Below are 14,017 nucleotides of genomic sequence, written 5' to 3' on the forward strand. Positions count from 1 at the left end.
TTGGCGACTCAATTAGAATATCAAGTCTGAAACCAGAAGTCAACAACTTTTTTGAAATTGTTTTTTACTTGTTTGCCGTAAGCGCTCGTCCTCTTAAGGACATGAATTAATATATCACGATAATTAGATAGGCGCAACTATTTTATCAAAATAATTTATAGTTTTTTTGAACATATAAAAACCGCAGACAAGAATGGCTGCGGTTTACTTCATCATCAATGAGACGCGTCTTCTTTTTGCTTCGCTTATATAGAAGAAATACAGTGATTCCGCTAACTTCATTTGTGCTTCTAAATCACCATAGTCATCATAGCTGATCTCTAAGAGATGACGCTTCATCAAATAATCTTCTTTTGCTTTTGCTAATTCTTCTAACAAACGCTCGTCGTACTCACTGCGAATCTTCTTTCGAAACCAACTCATAGTTCGCGACGTCCCTCCATTGCACGAGATAACGTCACTTCATCTGCGTATTCTAGATCTCCACCGACCGGAAGACCATGGGCAATCCGAGTGATCCGAATACCCGTCGGTTTTAAGAGACGCGATAGATACATCGCTGTCGCTTCTCCTTCGATGTTCGGATTGGTTGCTAAGATGACTTCCGTAATCGCTTCGTCCGCTTGAAGACGTGTCAGTAGACTAGATACATTGATATCCTCTGGACCGATCCCTTCCATTGGACTGATCGCTCCATGTAAGACATGGTACAACCCTTGGTAATCTCGCATCTTTTCCATTGCAATGACATCCCTTGAATCTTGGACGACACAGACGATCGTACGGTTTCGGTGTTTATCTGTACATACATAACAAGGATCTTGATCCGTGATATTCCCGCAGACGCTACAGTAGGCAATATCGCGCTTCGCACTGACCAATGCCTTTCCGAACATCAAGACATCGTCTTCTTCCATATCAAGGACATGAAACGCTAGACGAACTGCTGTCTTCGGACCAATCCCCGGTAGTTTTGTAAAACTTTCGATCAAACGACTAATCGCTTCAGGATATTGCAAGTGGTTTCCTCCTACGAATTAAAACATTCCCGGCAGATTCATACCTTGTGTGAATTTCCCCATTTTACTTGAGACGAGTTCATCGACTTTCTTCAAAGCATCGTTCGTTGCAGCTAAGACGAGATCTTGAATCATTTCAACGTCATCTGGATCAACGACTTCTTCTTTAATGATGACATCTACGATATTTTTATGACCATCGGCGACGACTGAGACCATTTCTCCTCCTGCTGTACCTGTCACTGTCAAATCTTTTAATTCTTCTTGTGCTTTCGCCATATCCTTTTGCATCTTCTGCATCTGTTTCATCATATTATTCATGTTTCCCATTCCGCGCATCTGTATTCCTCCTCGAATTTAATCTTCGAACTCTACGATATCACCAAAACGACCAAGCGTCTCGGACAATAACTGATCGCTCTCCGATTCTTGTTTTGTTTCCTTCTCTTCTATACTACTACTATTTCGCTTAGCAACAAACTCTGCCTTCAGTTCATGCCAATCGTTTGAGAGAATCGCTAAAATTTCGCGTTTGACGCCGCATATTTCATATAATGCTTCCTCAATCACGAAACGTGTTCGTTCATTGGTCATGACTTGCTCGAAATGCCATCCCTTACCGTCATCGAATTCGATCAATAGCGTATCCGCAGAGCAGAGAACCGGTTTACTTTCATGAAGCAACGAGTAGATTGGTCCATCTTCTTTTAGAATCCACTTTAGGATATGATCCCAGCGTTCCTGAATCTCACGCAACTGGGCTTTTTCTGCTCGTTCTAGCATTTGGCGAATCCGCTCTTTGGCGATTCGAACGGTTGGTCGTCCTTGTTTCCGCTTCGGCTGCGCTTGTGGTGCAGCCGCTTCTTGAGCTGGAACACCATTCGACTTCCACTGATGCATCTGTTCCTTCATTTCGCGGACTTCCTGCTGCAACGCTTGGACGATCTGCCCCGTCGTTCTTCCTTGTTCCGCGATTTGAATGAAGGCAATCTCAACGAGGACCCGCGGATGATTCGTCAACCGCATCTGTTGTTGGCAGTCATGTAACTGATCAATGATCGTAAAGCATGTCTCTGCTTCAATCGATTCAACGAATTGTTTGAACTCATCCGTCGGGCGAGCACGCTCTAGCAAGTCGACAGCTGTAGGAGAGGCTTTCAATAATAAGGTGTCTCGGTAAAAGAAGACAAGATCCTCAACGAAACGTTTTAAATCTTTTCCCGCTCGTTGCATCGTCTCAAGCGTCTGTAACAACTGGTCGACTTGATGTTCATGCAAGGCACGGGCAATGTTTAGTAATGCTTCATCTTCTACTGCCCCTGTTACTTCAAGAACAGCAGCATCGTTCAAATCACCGTTTGAAAAAGCAACCGCTTGGTCGAGTAGACTCAGTGCATCACGCATGCCACCATCCGCTGCACGGGCAATCAATCGTAAGGCCGTATCCGAATACTCGATCGATTGATCTTTTAAGATATATTGCATCCGTTCTACAAGTTGATCGACTTCATGCCGCTTTACATCGAAACGTTGGCAGCGGGAGATGATCGTCGCTGGGATTTTATGTGGTTCGGTCGTTGCTAAGATGAAGATGGCGTGTGCCGGCGGTTCTTCTAGTGTTTTAAGCAGTGCATTAAAGGCGCCTGTCGACAACATGTGTACTTCATCAATGATATAGACTTTATAGGCTGCTTCTGAAGGGGGATATTTGACTTTATCCCGGATTTCCCGAATTTCATCTACGCCGTTATTGGAAGCGGCATCGATTTCGAAGACGTCTGGACTTGATCCTTCCGTGATCGCAAGACACGTGGGGCACGTATTACACGGTTCTTTGACCGGAGCATGCTCACAGTTGATCGCTTTAGCGATGATTTTGGCAAGACTCGTTTTTCCCGTTCCACGAGGACCCGAAAATAGATAGGCGTGGGACATGCGTCCCTCCATCAATGCATTTTGGATCGTACGGGTGATATGCGCTTGTCCAACGACTTCGTCGAAACGTTGCGGACGGTATACGCGGTATAGTGCTTGATAGGCCAAGTTTGCGCCTCCTCTTTTTAAGTTCCTCATTCTATTTTACCTAAAAAAGTCTACAACCGAAACCGGCTGTAGACTTGTCTTTAAAAATTAAACTGCCGCGCACCATATTCTGAAATATGTTCAACATGCGTTACTCACGCAGCCTGCTCAGTCCAAGCACCCCTGCAACACACAGAGAGCACCACTTAAGGCTGCTTCCTTCCGGACCTGACCTGGTTCATGGGTATCTGTTGCGCAGGACTCAAACGTCAACGCTACTTACGTGAGGCAGACCACACCAATCATATCCCTCGACATGGAATTCAGTCTCGCTATAGCGGATTGCGAGTGACAGGGAACCGCTACATCCCCACCTAGCACGGCAAATGGTTTATCGATTTTTAGTGGCACCTTGTTTCAGTGCTTTTTCATTATACTGTTTCATCTGGTGTGATGCAACCCATTGCCCGCTTTCGTGCTTTCTTTTTCGCACGTAGTTCCCGAAAGAACGTCGTTAGCATCTCCCCACACTCTTTTTCTAATATACCGCTCGTCAACTGTGAGACATGATTGAACCGATCGTCTTGCACCAAGTTCATCAGTGTTCCACAACATCCACCCTTCGGATCGACGGCACCAAAGATGACATGTTCGATCCGTGACAGCATGATGGCACCCGCACACATCGGACACGGTTCGAGTGTCACGTAGAGCTCACACCCTTCAAGTCGCCAGTTCCCGAGCTTTCGGCAAGCTTCCTCAATCGCGATCAACTCGGCATGTGCCGTCGCCTGTTGATCCGTTTCCCGGTGATTGTAACCCGTCGCGATGACTTCATCGTCTTTGACAATGACACATCCAATCGGAACTTCTCCGATCTGTTCTGCCTTTTTTGCTTCTTCGATCGCAAGTCGCATATAGTGTTCCTGTCGTTCCATCGATGATACTCCTCACTCTAAAAAAATTCTCCTTTTGAAACTTCAGCAAGTCGTACTTCTTTGTGCTAAAATATAAATTGCACTTTGCTGAACGGAGGGTCATTGTATATGTTCATAACGGTTGAAGGACCGATTGGTGTAGGCAAAACATCACTTGCGAACGCCATCAGTCACCATTTCTCTTTTTCTATGTTACGCGAAATCGTCGAAGAAAATCCCTTTCTTGGAAAGTTCTATGAAGATATCGAAGAATGGAGCTTCCAGACGGAAATGTTCTTCTTGTGCAATCGCTTCAAACAACTCGATGATATCGAACGTCATTACCTCAGTAAACAACGCTCTGTCGTTGCTGATTACCATATCTTTAAAAACTTAATCTTTGCACACCGCTCTCTCAAGGTAGAGCACCTCGAGAAGTACCAACAAATCTATTCGATCCTGACGACGGACATGCCGAAACCGGATGCTGTCATCTACTTGAACGCAAGCATCGACACCTTGATGAAACGTGTTGCGCTACGCGGACGAGAAATCGAAGAAAATATGTCACGTGCTTATCTCGAACAATTGGCAGAGGATTATGAGACATTCGTCACGGAATATCAAGCCAAACATCCGGAAGTCAAAATCATCCGTTTCGACGGGGATGCACTCGACTTCGTCAAGCGACCGGAAGATCTCGAGTACGTCTTGACGACGATCCGGAACGAATTATATGAAGGAGCGAACCACGTATGAACTTGAAGCTACGCGAAAAATACAATATCCCGGCAGATGCCGTCATTACGATCGGCGGTATGGTTGGGATCGGTAAATCAACGATCACAAACGGATTGGCAGATGCCCTTGGTTTCCGGACGTCACTCGAAAAAGTCGATACGAATCCTTACTTGGATAAATTTTATCATGATTTCGAGCGCTGGAGCTTCCATCTCCAAATCTATTTCCTGGCTGAACGCTTCAAGGAGCAAAAACGGATTTTCCAATACGGTGGTGGTTTCATCCAAGATCGTTCGATCTATGAAGATACAGGAATCTTCGCTAAGATGCATTTCGAAAAAGGAACGATGTCTCCAACGGACTATGAAACGTATTCAAGTTTATTTGACGCAATGGTCATGACACCATTCTTCCCACATCCAGATCTTTTGATCTATCTCGAAGGTTCGTTCGAGCAAGTCCTTGAACGGATTCGTCTTCGCGGACGTGAGATGGAGCAACAGACACCAATCGAATATTGGGAAGAGATGTACGAACGCTATACGAACTGGATCAATAACTTCACGATCTGCCCGGTACTCCGCTTGTCGATCGACGAATACGATTTACTGAACGAGCCAGAATCGATCGACCGGATTCTCGCGAAGATTGAAAAACAACTTGAAGTTGCGCGCATTGCCAATACACGATAAATGATCAGATCTGCCTCTTAGGCAGATCTTTTTTTGCGCAAAAAAGGAGACGCGTCTCGCATCTCCCTCCTATTAACCAATCACTTGATTGATCTGTTCCATATGGTGTAAATCATGTTGAGTCATCGCTCCGAGGAACTGACCAATCGTCAACTCTTTGTCTTTAATGACGACCTTGTCCTGCAGGCGATCTTCTGGAATCAATTCGACTGCACGGCGCAATAAGTCACGGCTGACTAAAAACTCATCAATCGTCAAGATCCGTTGTTGCTCACGGCTCATCTTCGCTGCTTCATCATTGACGGCTTGGCTATCCGGCGCAACACGGAATGGTTCACCCGCGAGCAAGTACGGAATACGCTCTGCGACCATGAAACGATCCCATGGTGATAAGTGACCAATGATCTCAGCAACCGTCCACTTACCTTCCGCATACGATGTCCGCCATGCTTCTTCTGAAATCTGTTCTAAGTCTTTTACATATGTCATCGTCATCGCATAATGCGAAAGCAACGATTCTTTTGTTTGTTCGTTCATTTCGTCCACCTCTTCTTCGTTTTTCACGTAGGCAACCATAGCATGCACGAAGAAATCGATGCAACAAAAAAGCACCTCAGAATTGAGATGCTTTATAAAAAGCGGAGTCGGTGGGATTCGAACCCACGCGAGCCTTGCGACCCCTAACGGATTTCGAGTCCGTCCCCTTCAGCCGGACTTGGGTACGACTCCATGATTATTATTATTTTTGGGTAAAAAAAAAGAAGTGGAGGAGGCGGTGGGATTCGAACCCACGCACGGCTTTCGCCGCCTGACGGTTTTCAAGACCGTTCTCTTAAACCACTTGAGTACGCCTCCAAGCTATAAAACGTGCATGTCGTTGTCAAAAAATAAAAATGGAGGAGGCGGTGGGATTCGAACCCACGCACGGCTTTCGCCGCCTGACGGTTTTCAAGACCGTTCTCTTAAACCACTTGAGTACGCCTCCGTACTTCTTACCAGATCATGATGACCTGTCTGTTTTCCTGACATTAATTATGATAGCATCTGCCTTTTAACGTGTAAAGACCTTTTCTAAAAAAACTTTTTAAAATACAGAAAGGGGGATTACTCCCCCTTCTGACTTAAGCTTGAATCACTTCAAGACCACCCATGTATGGACGAAGTACTTCTGGAATAACAACTGATCCATCCGCTTGCTGGTAGTTCTCTAAGATCGCAGCAACTGTCCGACCGACTGCAAGAGCAGAACCATTCAACGTGTGAACGAATTCTGGTTTCGCGTTCGCTTCGCGGCGGAAACGGATTTGCGCTCGGCGTGCTTGGAAATCTTCAAAGTTTGAACAAGAAGAAATTTCACGGTAGACGCCTTGACTTGGCATCCAGACTTCGATGTCGTATTTCTTCGCAGCCGTGAATCCAAGATCAGCTGTACACATGCTCAATACTTGATACGGCAGTTTCAGCTTTTTCAAGACTGTCTCTGCTTGTCCCGTTAACAATTCAAGTTGCTCGTAAGATTCTTCTGGTTTGACGAAACGAACGAGTTCAACTTTATTGAATTGGTGCTGACGGATCAAACCGCGCGTATCGCGTCCGGCAGAACCAGCTTCTGAACGGAAACATTGGCTGTATGCGGCATAGCCGATCGGTAACTGATCAGCAGTCAGGATTTCTTCGCGGTGCATGTTCGTCACTGGAACTTCTGCTGTCGGTACAAGGAAGTAGTTCGTCTCTTCAATCTTGAACGCATCCTCCTCGAATTTCGGCAGTTGTCCTGTTCCTGTCATTGAATCGCGGTTGACCATGAGTGGCGGCAAGATTTCTGTGTAGCCGTGCTGATCTTGATGGAGATCCATCATGAAGTTGATCAATGCCCGCTCAAGACGTGCCCCTGCCCCACGATAAAAGACAAACCGGCTACCTGTGACCTTTCCAGCACGCTCTACGTCAACGATCTTTAATTGCTCCATCAAATCCCAGTGCGGAACCGCTTCGAAATCAAACGCTGGTTTATCACCGACTTCACGGATGACGACATTGTCATCTTCAGAAGAACCGACCGGTACGCTGTCATGTGGAATGTTCGGAATACCGAGGAGAAGTTGATTCAATGTCGCTTCGACGTCACGTAATTCGTCGTCAAGCGTCTTGATCTCGTCCCCGACACTACGCATCGCAGCAATCGCTTCATCTGCATTCTCTTTATTGCGTTTCAGTTCAGCGATTTTTTTCGTCGCTTCATTTCGTTCTGCTTTCAACACTTCTGTCCGCGCAATCAGTTCTCGACGCTTCTCATCAAGTGCAAGGAAACGGTTCATGTCCGTCAAGTCCTCTCCTCGGTGCGCTAACTTTTCTTGAATGGCGTCAAAATCTTGGCGTAATCGTTTAATATCAATCATCTGCAATTCCTCCTTTATGTCATAAAAAAAGGCGACTCGTCTCTTTCCGGTATTCCTACCGAAAAGGGACGAATCACCTGGATCCGCGTTGCCACCCTCATTGCTAGACACATCTAGCCAACTTAAGACGCGATAACGGGCGTACCCGCACCTTGTTCGCAAGGTGTGCGATCCGGCTCGATTCAATCCATCGATCTGACTAGTTCACACCACCCACTAGCTCTCTTAACAGTATCGATACATCTACTTGGTCCGTTCATAGCATCTTTATGAGATTAGTCTTACTTTACACCATCGTCTTGGAAGTTGACAAGAGCCGATTGTTGAATCGCTTGTTCAATTTGCTTCGACCAAGCCGTCCAAGCGCGGACGAGGCGTGTCGGAACACTCGCAAGTGGAACGGCAGTTGCGCTATACAAATTCACACGCGGTGTTTCAAAACCTGGTAGATAGACCCCATCGTCCGCGACCTGTACCGTACCGACGACTTCTTGTTTCGTCACAGGAGCTGTTGTTTTTGAGAAGTCGAACCGTGGTTCCCGCGTCTTCGCTTGTTTTAAGACCGTGATGTATAACGAACCGTCCGTGACGACGTCTAACTGCCGGACGGTTGCCCCTTTAATCGGAAGAGCGTCTTTGATCCGTTCCCCTTTTCCGTAATACGTCAACGGTTCAAACGTCGCAAAACCATAGTCGAGTAGCTTTTTCGTTTCCTTGAAACGGGCTTGATCGGAATCCGTTCGCATGACGACCGTGACAAGTGTCATATTATCCCGCGTCGTTACGCTCGCGAAGCAGTAACCTGCTAAATCGGTCGTTCCTGTCTTCATCCCCCGCATGCCAGCATATGCGAATTTTTCCTTCGCCAGCATCTTATTCGAGTTATTCAAGACCTCTCCATCAAGTTTCATCTGTGTTTTATTCGTCACATCCAGTACATCCGGATAATCCTTGATGTAGCGGATGACGAGTAACGCGATATCCGTTGCTGTCATCAGATTTGTTCCCGGAAGCGTCGCATCGACAGCATCAAGTCCGGATGCATTCGCATACTCCGTATCGTTCATACCGAACCGTTTCGCTGTCTCATTCATTTTTTCAACGAATGTCGCCTCTGAACCGGATACCGTTTCGGCTAGCATGACGGCTGCATCATTGGCTGATTTAATGAACGCCGCTTTATACATCTCACGAACCGTATACGTTTTTGCTTTAACAGGAACACGAGCAATGCCGGACGTGTTCGCAAGCTTCAACACTTTTGCACTCGGTTTGATTTTTTGATCCCACGTCAGCTTTTTTAATTCGATTTGTCGTCGAACGAGGTAAAGCGTCATCAGCTTTGTCATCGAAGCCGGTGGTAGAGAAACATCCGCTTCCGATTGAAGGAGGATTTTTCCTGTGACCGCATCGGCCATTATGTAAGACTCTGCTTGAATCGAAGGTGCCGCTTGTCCAGTTGTAGGAAAACCTACGACCAGCAGGACACTTAAACAGAGTAGCAAGATTCGTTTCATCGTGTCTCTCCTTCACTCAATCATTCATTTTACAAATAGTGTAGCACAAAAGAAGCACCCGACAGTAGAACCTGTCAGATGCTTCCACGCTTTACGAACGGATCGATTGACGCTGTTTAATCTTTTGTAAAAAATACTGATGTAAGCGATCGTCCTCTGTCAATTCAGGATGAAACGAGCACGCGAGGTGAAGTGATGTCTCGACAGCGACGATCTGGTCTTCAACCTTCGCGATCACTCGTGTTCCTTCTCCGACAGATAGAATCAATGGCGCTCGAATGAAGACTGCCTCAATCGACTCCTCAATTCCTTCAACCGGTAGCAATCCTTCAAATGAATCGATTTGTCGACCGAAAGCATTCCGACGGACCGTCATCGAAATCGCGTTGAGATGACTCTGACCTGCTTCGACAGCGGTTGCGAGTAGAATCATTCCGGCACATGTTCCGAACATCGGTAACGTCGTCGCTTTTTCCCGAAGCGGTTCCAGCAAGGCATAACGCTCAATCAATCGACGCATCGCGGTCGATTCGCCGCCGGGTAAGACGAGTCCATCCAGTCTCTCGAGATCACTCGCATGTTTGACGAGAACGACCTCTACACCAAGACCTTCAAGTTGCTGTTGATGTTCGCGGACAGCACCTTGAACATCAAGAATACCGATTACCATCCGCGTGTCGCCATCCGTTCTTCAAACGGCATCGACGTGACATCGATTCCCTTCATTGCTGTTCCGAGCCCTTTGGATAAAGAGGCAATCCGTCCAAAATCATCTTTATACGTAACCGCTTCAACAATCGCGCGAGCCACACGTTCTGGGTGTTCTGATTTAAAGATCCCCGATCCGACGAAGACACCATCTGCCCCTAAATGCATCATGAGAGCGGCATCAGCTGGTGTCGCAACTCCTCCGGCTGCAAAATTGACGACTGGTAGACGTCCCTGTGTCCGAATATCTCGTAATACTTCGTACGGAGCACCCCACTCTTTCGCAAATGTCATCAATTCATCTGGACTGACATGCAAAATCTGATTCAATTGCGCTTGAATTTGTCGCATATGGCGAACGGCTTCGACGACGTTCCCAGTTCCAGGCTCGCCTTTCGTCCGAATCATCGCCGCTCCTTCGGCAATCCGGCGAGCGGCTTCCCCAAGATCACGTGCGCCACAGACGAACGGTACGGTGAACTCCGACTTCAGTAAATGATATTGCTCGTCTGCCGGAGTCAGTACCTCGCTCTCATCGATGAAATCGACCCCCATAGATTCAAGGACACGCGCTTCGACAATATGACCAATTCGGCATTTTGCCATGACGGGGATCGAGACTGCCCCAAGTACTTCTTCCGTGATCAACGGATCTGCCATCCGTGCCACACCTCCGTCACGACGAATATCCGACGGGACACGTTCGAGTGCCATGACTGCAACAGCTCCTGCTGCTTCCGCAATCTTTGCTTGTTCCGCATTGACGACATCCATGATGACGCCACCCTTTTGCATTTCAGCCATTCCACGTTTGACACGATCCGTTCCTTGTTGACGTTCCATATCCATTCCCCCTTGGTTGACTTTCACCCCTTTAGTATACGGAACGTTGACACTTTTAAAAGTATCAGTTTATGATGATTTCAACAGGTCAGTTTATTATGAAGGAGTCATACGAGATGGACATGCTATCATTTCAACTTACACGCGATCAAGAGAAACCTCTTTATGAACAACTTTATCAACAGATCCGAAACGAAATCATCGCCGGACGTTTAGCGTACGGCACAAAATTGCCTTCTAAACGAAAGCTCGGTCAATTCTTGAACTTAAGTCAAACGACGATTGAGCTTGCTTATCAACAACTTGTCGCAGAAGGTTATGTCGAATCCATCTCGCGTAAAGGGTATTTCGTTCTTGCTTATGAGGAACTTGCTTACGTCAAAACCTCACCCGTCATCGAACCGCGTGTGACTAAAGAAAAACCAGTCATCACGTATGACTTTCATCCAAGTAAGATTGAAGGGATCTCTTTCCCGTTCACCCGTTGGCGAAAGTATGCCAAAGACATCATAGATACCGATCACCATCCACTCGTCTCGCTCGGTCATCCGCAAGGCGATCTAACGTTGCGCGAAGAGATTGCGACTTATCTCTATCACTCACGTGGTGTCGTCTGTTCTCCGGAACAGATCGTCGTCGGTTCAGGTATCGAGCAACTGTTGCCCATCGTTCTTTTCTTACTAGGACGAAACGTCACGTACGGCATCGAAGATCCCGGTTATCATACGACACGCCTCTTGCTTGAAAATCATGAACGAATGATTGAACCGATTCGTGTCGATGCGAATGGATTACGCATCGATCAACTGCAGGAATCAAATGTTGATGTCATGTATGTCACACCGGCACATCAGTTTCCGTCCGGTAGCATCCTGTCCGTCAATCGAAGACACCAGTTGTTGAACTGGGCGGCGATGGATCCGACCCGTTTTATCATCGAAGACGACTACGATAGCGAATTCCGCTATAGCGGTAAATCGATCCCGTCTTTGCACAACATGGACAGCAATCGTGTCATTTATATGAGTACCTTCTCAAAATCGCTCATGCCTTCACTACGGATTGGTTACATGGTCTTACCGGAAGTCTTACGCGCACAGTATCAAGCCGAATTATCCCATTATACTTGTAGTGTCTCACGCTTTGATCAAACGATCTTGACACGTTTCATGAAAGAGGGCGACTTTGAACGACATCTCAATCGGATGCGTAAAGTCTATCGTCGTAAACTAGATGTGCTAATCCAATCGCTTCGCCGGATCCCTGCCTTACGGTTGACTGGCGAAAGTGCTGGACTCCATGTTGTCGTTTCCGTAGCGAACGGAATGACGGAGCAAGAGCTAGTAAAGCGGGCACAACAACAAGGCATCCAAGTATACGGTCTCTCTCAATACGCCCAGTTACCGCTTCTCTCCAATACGCCTCAAATCGTTCTTGGATTTGCGAGTCTCTCTGAGCATGAGTTGACGGAAGGATTACAATTATTGATAGACGCATGGAATCTGCATAGATCATCATAAAAAAAGCCTCACCTTTCTGCTAGAGAAAGACGAGGCTTTTGTTTATTGACGTGTGTAGTTAGAGGCTTCTTTGGTAATTTGAATATCGTGCGGATGGCTTTCTTGCAAACCAGCGCCCGTCATACGGATGAACTGTGTCTCTTCACGCAATTCTTCTAACGTCGCAGCACCACAGTATCCCATACCTGAACGAATACCACCGACGAGTTGGTACACTGAGTCACCGAGTTTACCACGGTAAGCGACCCTTCCTTCGATTCCTTCTGGAACGAACTTCTTGTCTGCTTCTTGGAAGTAACGGTCTTGGCTACCGCGTTTCATCGATGCTTCAGAACCCATACCACGGTACGTCTTGAATTGACGTCCTTGATAGATTTCCATCTCACCTGGGCTCTCTTCTACTCCTGCAAGCAAGCTTCCGAGCATGACAGCGTGACCACCAGCAGCAAGTGCTTTCACGATATCTCCAGAGTACTTAATGCCACCGTCAGCGATAATCGAAACGCCGTGTTTACGTGCTTCTGTCGCACAATCGAAGACGGCTGTGATCTGTGGTACACCGACGCCTGCAACAACACGTGTCGTACAAATCGAACCAGGTCCGATACCGACTTTAATGACAGATGCGCCGGCTTCAATCAAATCGCGTGTTGCTTCTGCAGTCGCAACGTTGCCCGCAATGATTGGTAAGGTTGGATATTCTTCACGTAATTCACGTACCTTGACGAGAACACCTTCTGAGTGACCGTGAGCTGTATCGACGACGAGTGCATCAACACCTGCATCGACCAGGAACTTCGCACGTGTTGAAGCGTCTTTCGTCACACCGACAGCTGCTGCGACAAGTAAACGACCAAATTGATCTTTCGCAGCATGTGGATACTGTTCGACTTTTTCGATATCTTTTGTCGTGATTAATCCTTTTAACACACCGTTCTCATCAACGAGTGGTAACTTTTCGATGCGATGCTTGTGGAGAATCTGTTCTGCTTCTGCGAGGGACGTACCAACTTTTGCTGTCACGAGTTCTTCTGTTGTCATTACTGTTTCAATGACAGTCGAATAATCCTTAACGAAACGAAGATCACGGTTCGTCAAAATTCCTACTAATTTACGCTCTGTTTCGTTGTTAACAATCGGAACACCTGAGATGCGGTACTTACTCATCAAATACTCAGCATCGTAGACTTGACGCTCTGGCGTTAAATAGAACGGATTCGTGATGACACCATTTTCAGAACGTTTGACGCGATCGACATGTTCTGCTTGCTCTTCCATTGACATGTTCTTATGAATGACACCAAGACCACCTTGGCGTGCCATTGCGATTGCCATCGGAGCTTCTGTGACTGTATCCATCCCAGCACTGATCAACGGAATATTAAGTGTGATCCCTTCACATAGCGTGACAGATAAATCAACGTCGCGCGGTAAGACACTCGAACGACGGGGTACGAGTAAGACGTCATCAAACGTCAAACCCTCTTTAGCAAATTTGTTCTCCCACATGTTATCCACTCGCTTTCTCTTTTATAAAAGAATATTGATGTTATGGTAACAAGCAGAGGGTGTCATGTCAATGACTCGACCAATAATCAGAACAGTCTGAAGTTTCACATAACACAAAAAGACCGACCTG

14 protein-coding genes, 3 tRNA genes, 1 other RNA gene and 1 other annotated feature are annotated in these 14,017 nt (G+C 46.7%); of the genes, 3 read left to right on the forward strand and 15 right to left on the reverse strand.

Features of this window, described 5'->3' with window-relative positions:
- Nucleotides 1-204: 204 nt before the first annotated feature.
- The 6 genes from B2U10_RS14355 to tadA all read right to left on the reverse strand — a co-directional run bounded on the left by B2U10_RS14355 (nucleotide 205) and on the right by tadA (nucleotide 3,979).
- The gene (locus tag B2U10_RS14355; RefSeq protein ID WP_050679042.1) at nucleotides 205-423 is read right to left on the reverse strand and encodes a YaaL family protein; all 219 of its coding nucleotides are present in this window, start codon (nucleotides 421-423) and stop codon (nucleotides 205-207) included.
- The gene (gene recR, locus B2U10_RS14360; protein ID WP_023469882.1) at nucleotides 420-1,019 is read right to left on the reverse strand and encodes a recombination mediator RecR; all 600 of its coding nucleotides are present in this window, start codon (nucleotides 1,017-1,019) and stop codon (nucleotides 420-422) included. Before recR ends, B2U10_RS14355 begins: the two co-directional genes overlap by 4 nt.
- 18 nt (nucleotides 1,020-1,037) lie before the next feature.
- Nucleotides 1,038-1,358 carry a YbaB/EbfC family nucleoid-associated protein gene (locus B2U10_RS14365; protein WP_029343040.1) on the reverse strand — a complete coding sequence of 107 codons (321 nt, stop codon included), beginning with the start codon at nucleotides 1,356-1,358 and terminating at the stop codon, nucleotides 1,038-1,040.
- Nucleotides 1,359-1,376: 18 nt separating this feature from the next.
- Nucleotides 1,377-3,062: a DNA polymerase III subunit gamma/tau gene (gene dnaX, locus B2U10_RS14370; protein WP_035409912.1), complete on the reverse strand. Its 1,686-nt coding sequence runs from the start codon at nucleotides 3,060-3,062 to the stop codon at nucleotides 1,377-1,379.
- Nucleotides 3,063-3,157: 95 nt separating this feature from the next.
- An RNA gene (ffs, locus tag B2U10_RS14375) (signal recognition particle sRNA large type) lies at nucleotides 3,158-3,424 on the reverse strand.
- A 48-nt stretch (nucleotides 3,425-3,472) separates the two neighbouring features.
- Complete coding sequence (gene tadA, locus B2U10_RS14380) at nucleotides 3,473-3,979, reverse strand: tRNA adenosine(34) deaminase TadA (protein ID WP_035409909.1); 507 nt, start codon at nucleotides 3,977-3,979, stop codon at nucleotides 3,473-3,475.
- A gap of 108 nt (nucleotides 3,980-4,087) precedes the next feature.
- Between tadA and B2U10_RS14385 the strand changes: the two genes are divergently transcribed.
- Nucleotides 4,088-4,717, forward strand: a complete 630-nt coding sequence (locus tag B2U10_RS14385) for a deoxynucleoside kinase (RefSeq protein WP_035409906.1) — start codon at nucleotides 4,088-4,090, stop codon at nucleotides 4,715-4,717.
- On the forward strand, nucleotides 4,714-5,391 hold the full coding sequence (locus B2U10_RS14390; RefSeq protein WP_023469877.1) for a deoxynucleoside kinase: 678 nt from the start codon (nucleotides 4,714-4,716) through the stop codon (nucleotides 5,389-5,391). The genes B2U10_RS14385 and B2U10_RS14390 overlap by 4 nt, the downstream gene beginning before the upstream one ends.
- Before the next feature lie 72 nt (nucleotides 5,392-5,463).
- Here B2U10_RS14390 and B2U10_RS14395 read toward each other — a convergent pair whose 3' ends face one another.
- From B2U10_RS14395 to pdxS, 8 genes are all read right to left on the reverse strand, one after another.
- Nucleotides 5,464-5,928 (reverse strand): DinB family protein, encoded by a 465-nt coding sequence (locus B2U10_RS14395; RefSeq protein WP_035409903.1) that lies wholly within the window; start codon nucleotides 5,926-5,928, stop codon nucleotides 5,464-5,466.
- Nucleotides 5,929-6,030: 102 nt separating this feature from the next.
- Nucleotides 6,031-6,120, reverse strand: a tRNA-Ser gene (locus B2U10_RS14400).
- A 35-nt stretch (nucleotides 6,121-6,155) separates the two neighbouring features.
- Nucleotides 6,156-6,246 (reverse strand) — tRNA-Ser (locus B2U10_RS14405).
- 39 nt (nucleotides 6,247-6,285) lie between these two features.
- Nucleotides 6,286-6,376 (reverse strand) — tRNA-Ser (locus tag B2U10_RS14410).
- A gap of 136 nt (nucleotides 6,377-6,512) precedes the next feature.
- Entirely contained in the window at nucleotides 6,513-7,790 is a 1,278-nt protein-coding gene (serS, locus tag B2U10_RS14415) for a serine--tRNA ligase (RefSeq protein WP_035409899.1), read from the reverse strand.
- Nucleotides 7,791-7,851: 61 nt separating this feature from the next.
- Nucleotides 7,852-8,059, reverse strand: a binding site (T-box leader).
- A gap of 12 nt (nucleotides 8,060-8,071) precedes the next feature.
- Complete coding sequence (locus tag B2U10_RS14420; RefSeq protein WP_056062021.1) at nucleotides 8,072-9,307, reverse strand: D-alanyl-D-alanine carboxypeptidase family protein; 1,236 nt, start codon at nucleotides 9,305-9,307, stop codon at nucleotides 8,072-8,074.
- 91 nt (nucleotides 9,308-9,398) lie between these two features.
- Complete coding sequence (pdxT, locus tag B2U10_RS14425) at nucleotides 9,399-9,977, reverse strand: pyridoxal 5'-phosphate synthase glutaminase subunit PdxT (protein WP_056062024.1); 579 nt, start codon at nucleotides 9,975-9,977, stop codon at nucleotides 9,399-9,401.
- Entirely contained in the window at nucleotides 9,971-10,858 is an 888-nt protein-coding gene (pdxS, locus tag B2U10_RS14430) for a pyridoxal 5'-phosphate synthase lyase subunit PdxS (RefSeq protein ID WP_035409893.1), read from the reverse strand. Before pdxS ends, pdxT begins: the two co-directional genes overlap by 7 nt.
- A gap of 116 nt (nucleotides 10,859-10,974) precedes the next feature.
- On the opposite strand from pdxS, the gene B2U10_RS14435 reads away from it, so the two are divergent.
- On the forward strand, nucleotides 10,975-12,378 hold the full coding sequence (locus tag B2U10_RS14435; protein ID WP_035409890.1) for a PLP-dependent aminotransferase family protein: 1,404 nt from the start codon (nucleotides 10,975-10,977) through the stop codon (nucleotides 12,376-12,378).
- A gap of 42 nt (nucleotides 12,379-12,420) precedes the next feature.
- On the opposite strand, the gene guaB is transcribed toward B2U10_RS14435, so the two are convergent.
- On the reverse strand, nucleotides 12,421-13,887 hold the full coding sequence (gene guaB / locus B2U10_RS14440) for an IMP dehydrogenase (RefSeq protein WP_035409917.1): 1,467 nt from the start codon (nucleotides 13,885-13,887) through the stop codon (nucleotides 12,421-12,423).
- Nucleotides 13,888-14,017 lie beyond the last annotated feature (130 nt).

The sequence above is a fragment of the Exiguobacterium sp. UBA7533 genome (assembly GCF_002479335.1).
Classification (GTDB): Bacteria; Bacillota; Bacilli; order Exiguobacteriales; family Exiguobacteriaceae; genus Exiguobacterium_A.

Excerpts from the sequence above, each read along its gene's own strand:
- B2U10_RS14355 (WP_050679042.1), bottom strand. The coding sequence starts at position 423 with ATGAGTTGGTTTCGAAAGAAGATTCGCAGTGAGTACGACGAGCGTTTG.
- B2U10_RS14365 (WP_029343040.1), bottom strand. The coding sequence starts at position 1,358 with ATGCGCGGAATGGGAAACATGAATAATATGATGAAACAGATGCAGAAG.
- tadA (WP_035409909.1), bottom strand. The coding sequence starts at position 3,979 with ATGGAACGACAGGAACACTATATGCGACTTGCGATCGAAGAAGCAAAA.
- B2U10_RS14385 (WP_035409906.1), top strand. The coding sequence starts at position 4,088 with ATGTTCATAACGGTTGAAGGACCGATTGGTGTAGGCAAAACATCACTT.
- B2U10_RS14390 (WP_023469877.1), top strand. The coding sequence starts at position 4,714 with ATGAACTTGAAGCTACGCGAAAAATACAATATCCCGGCAGATGCCGTC.
- B2U10_RS14395 (WP_035409903.1), bottom strand. The coding sequence starts at position 5,928 with ATGAACGAACAAACAAAAGAATCGTTGCTTTCGCATTATGCGATGACG.
- serS (WP_035409899.1), bottom strand. The coding sequence starts at position 7,790 with ATGATTGATATTAAACGATTACGCCAAGATTTTGACGCCATTCAAGAA.
- B2U10_RS14420 (WP_056062021.1), bottom strand. The coding sequence starts at position 9,307 with ATGAAACGAATCTTGCTACTCTGTTTAAGTGTCCTGCTGGTCGTAGGT.
- pdxT (WP_056062024.1), bottom strand. The coding sequence starts at position 9,977 with ATGGTAATCGGTATTCTTGATGTTCAAGGTGCTGTCCGCGAACATCAA.
- pdxS (WP_035409893.1), bottom strand. The coding sequence starts at position 10,858 with ATGGAACGTCAACAAGGAACGGATCGTGTCAAACGTGGAATGGCTGAA.
- B2U10_RS14435 (WP_035409890.1), top strand. The coding sequence starts at position 10,975 with ATGGACATGCTATCATTTCAACTTACACGCGATCAAGAGAAACCTCTT.
- guaB (WP_035409917.1), bottom strand. The coding sequence starts at position 13,887 with ATGTGGGAGAACAAATTTGCTAAAGAGGGTTTGACGTTTGATGACGTC.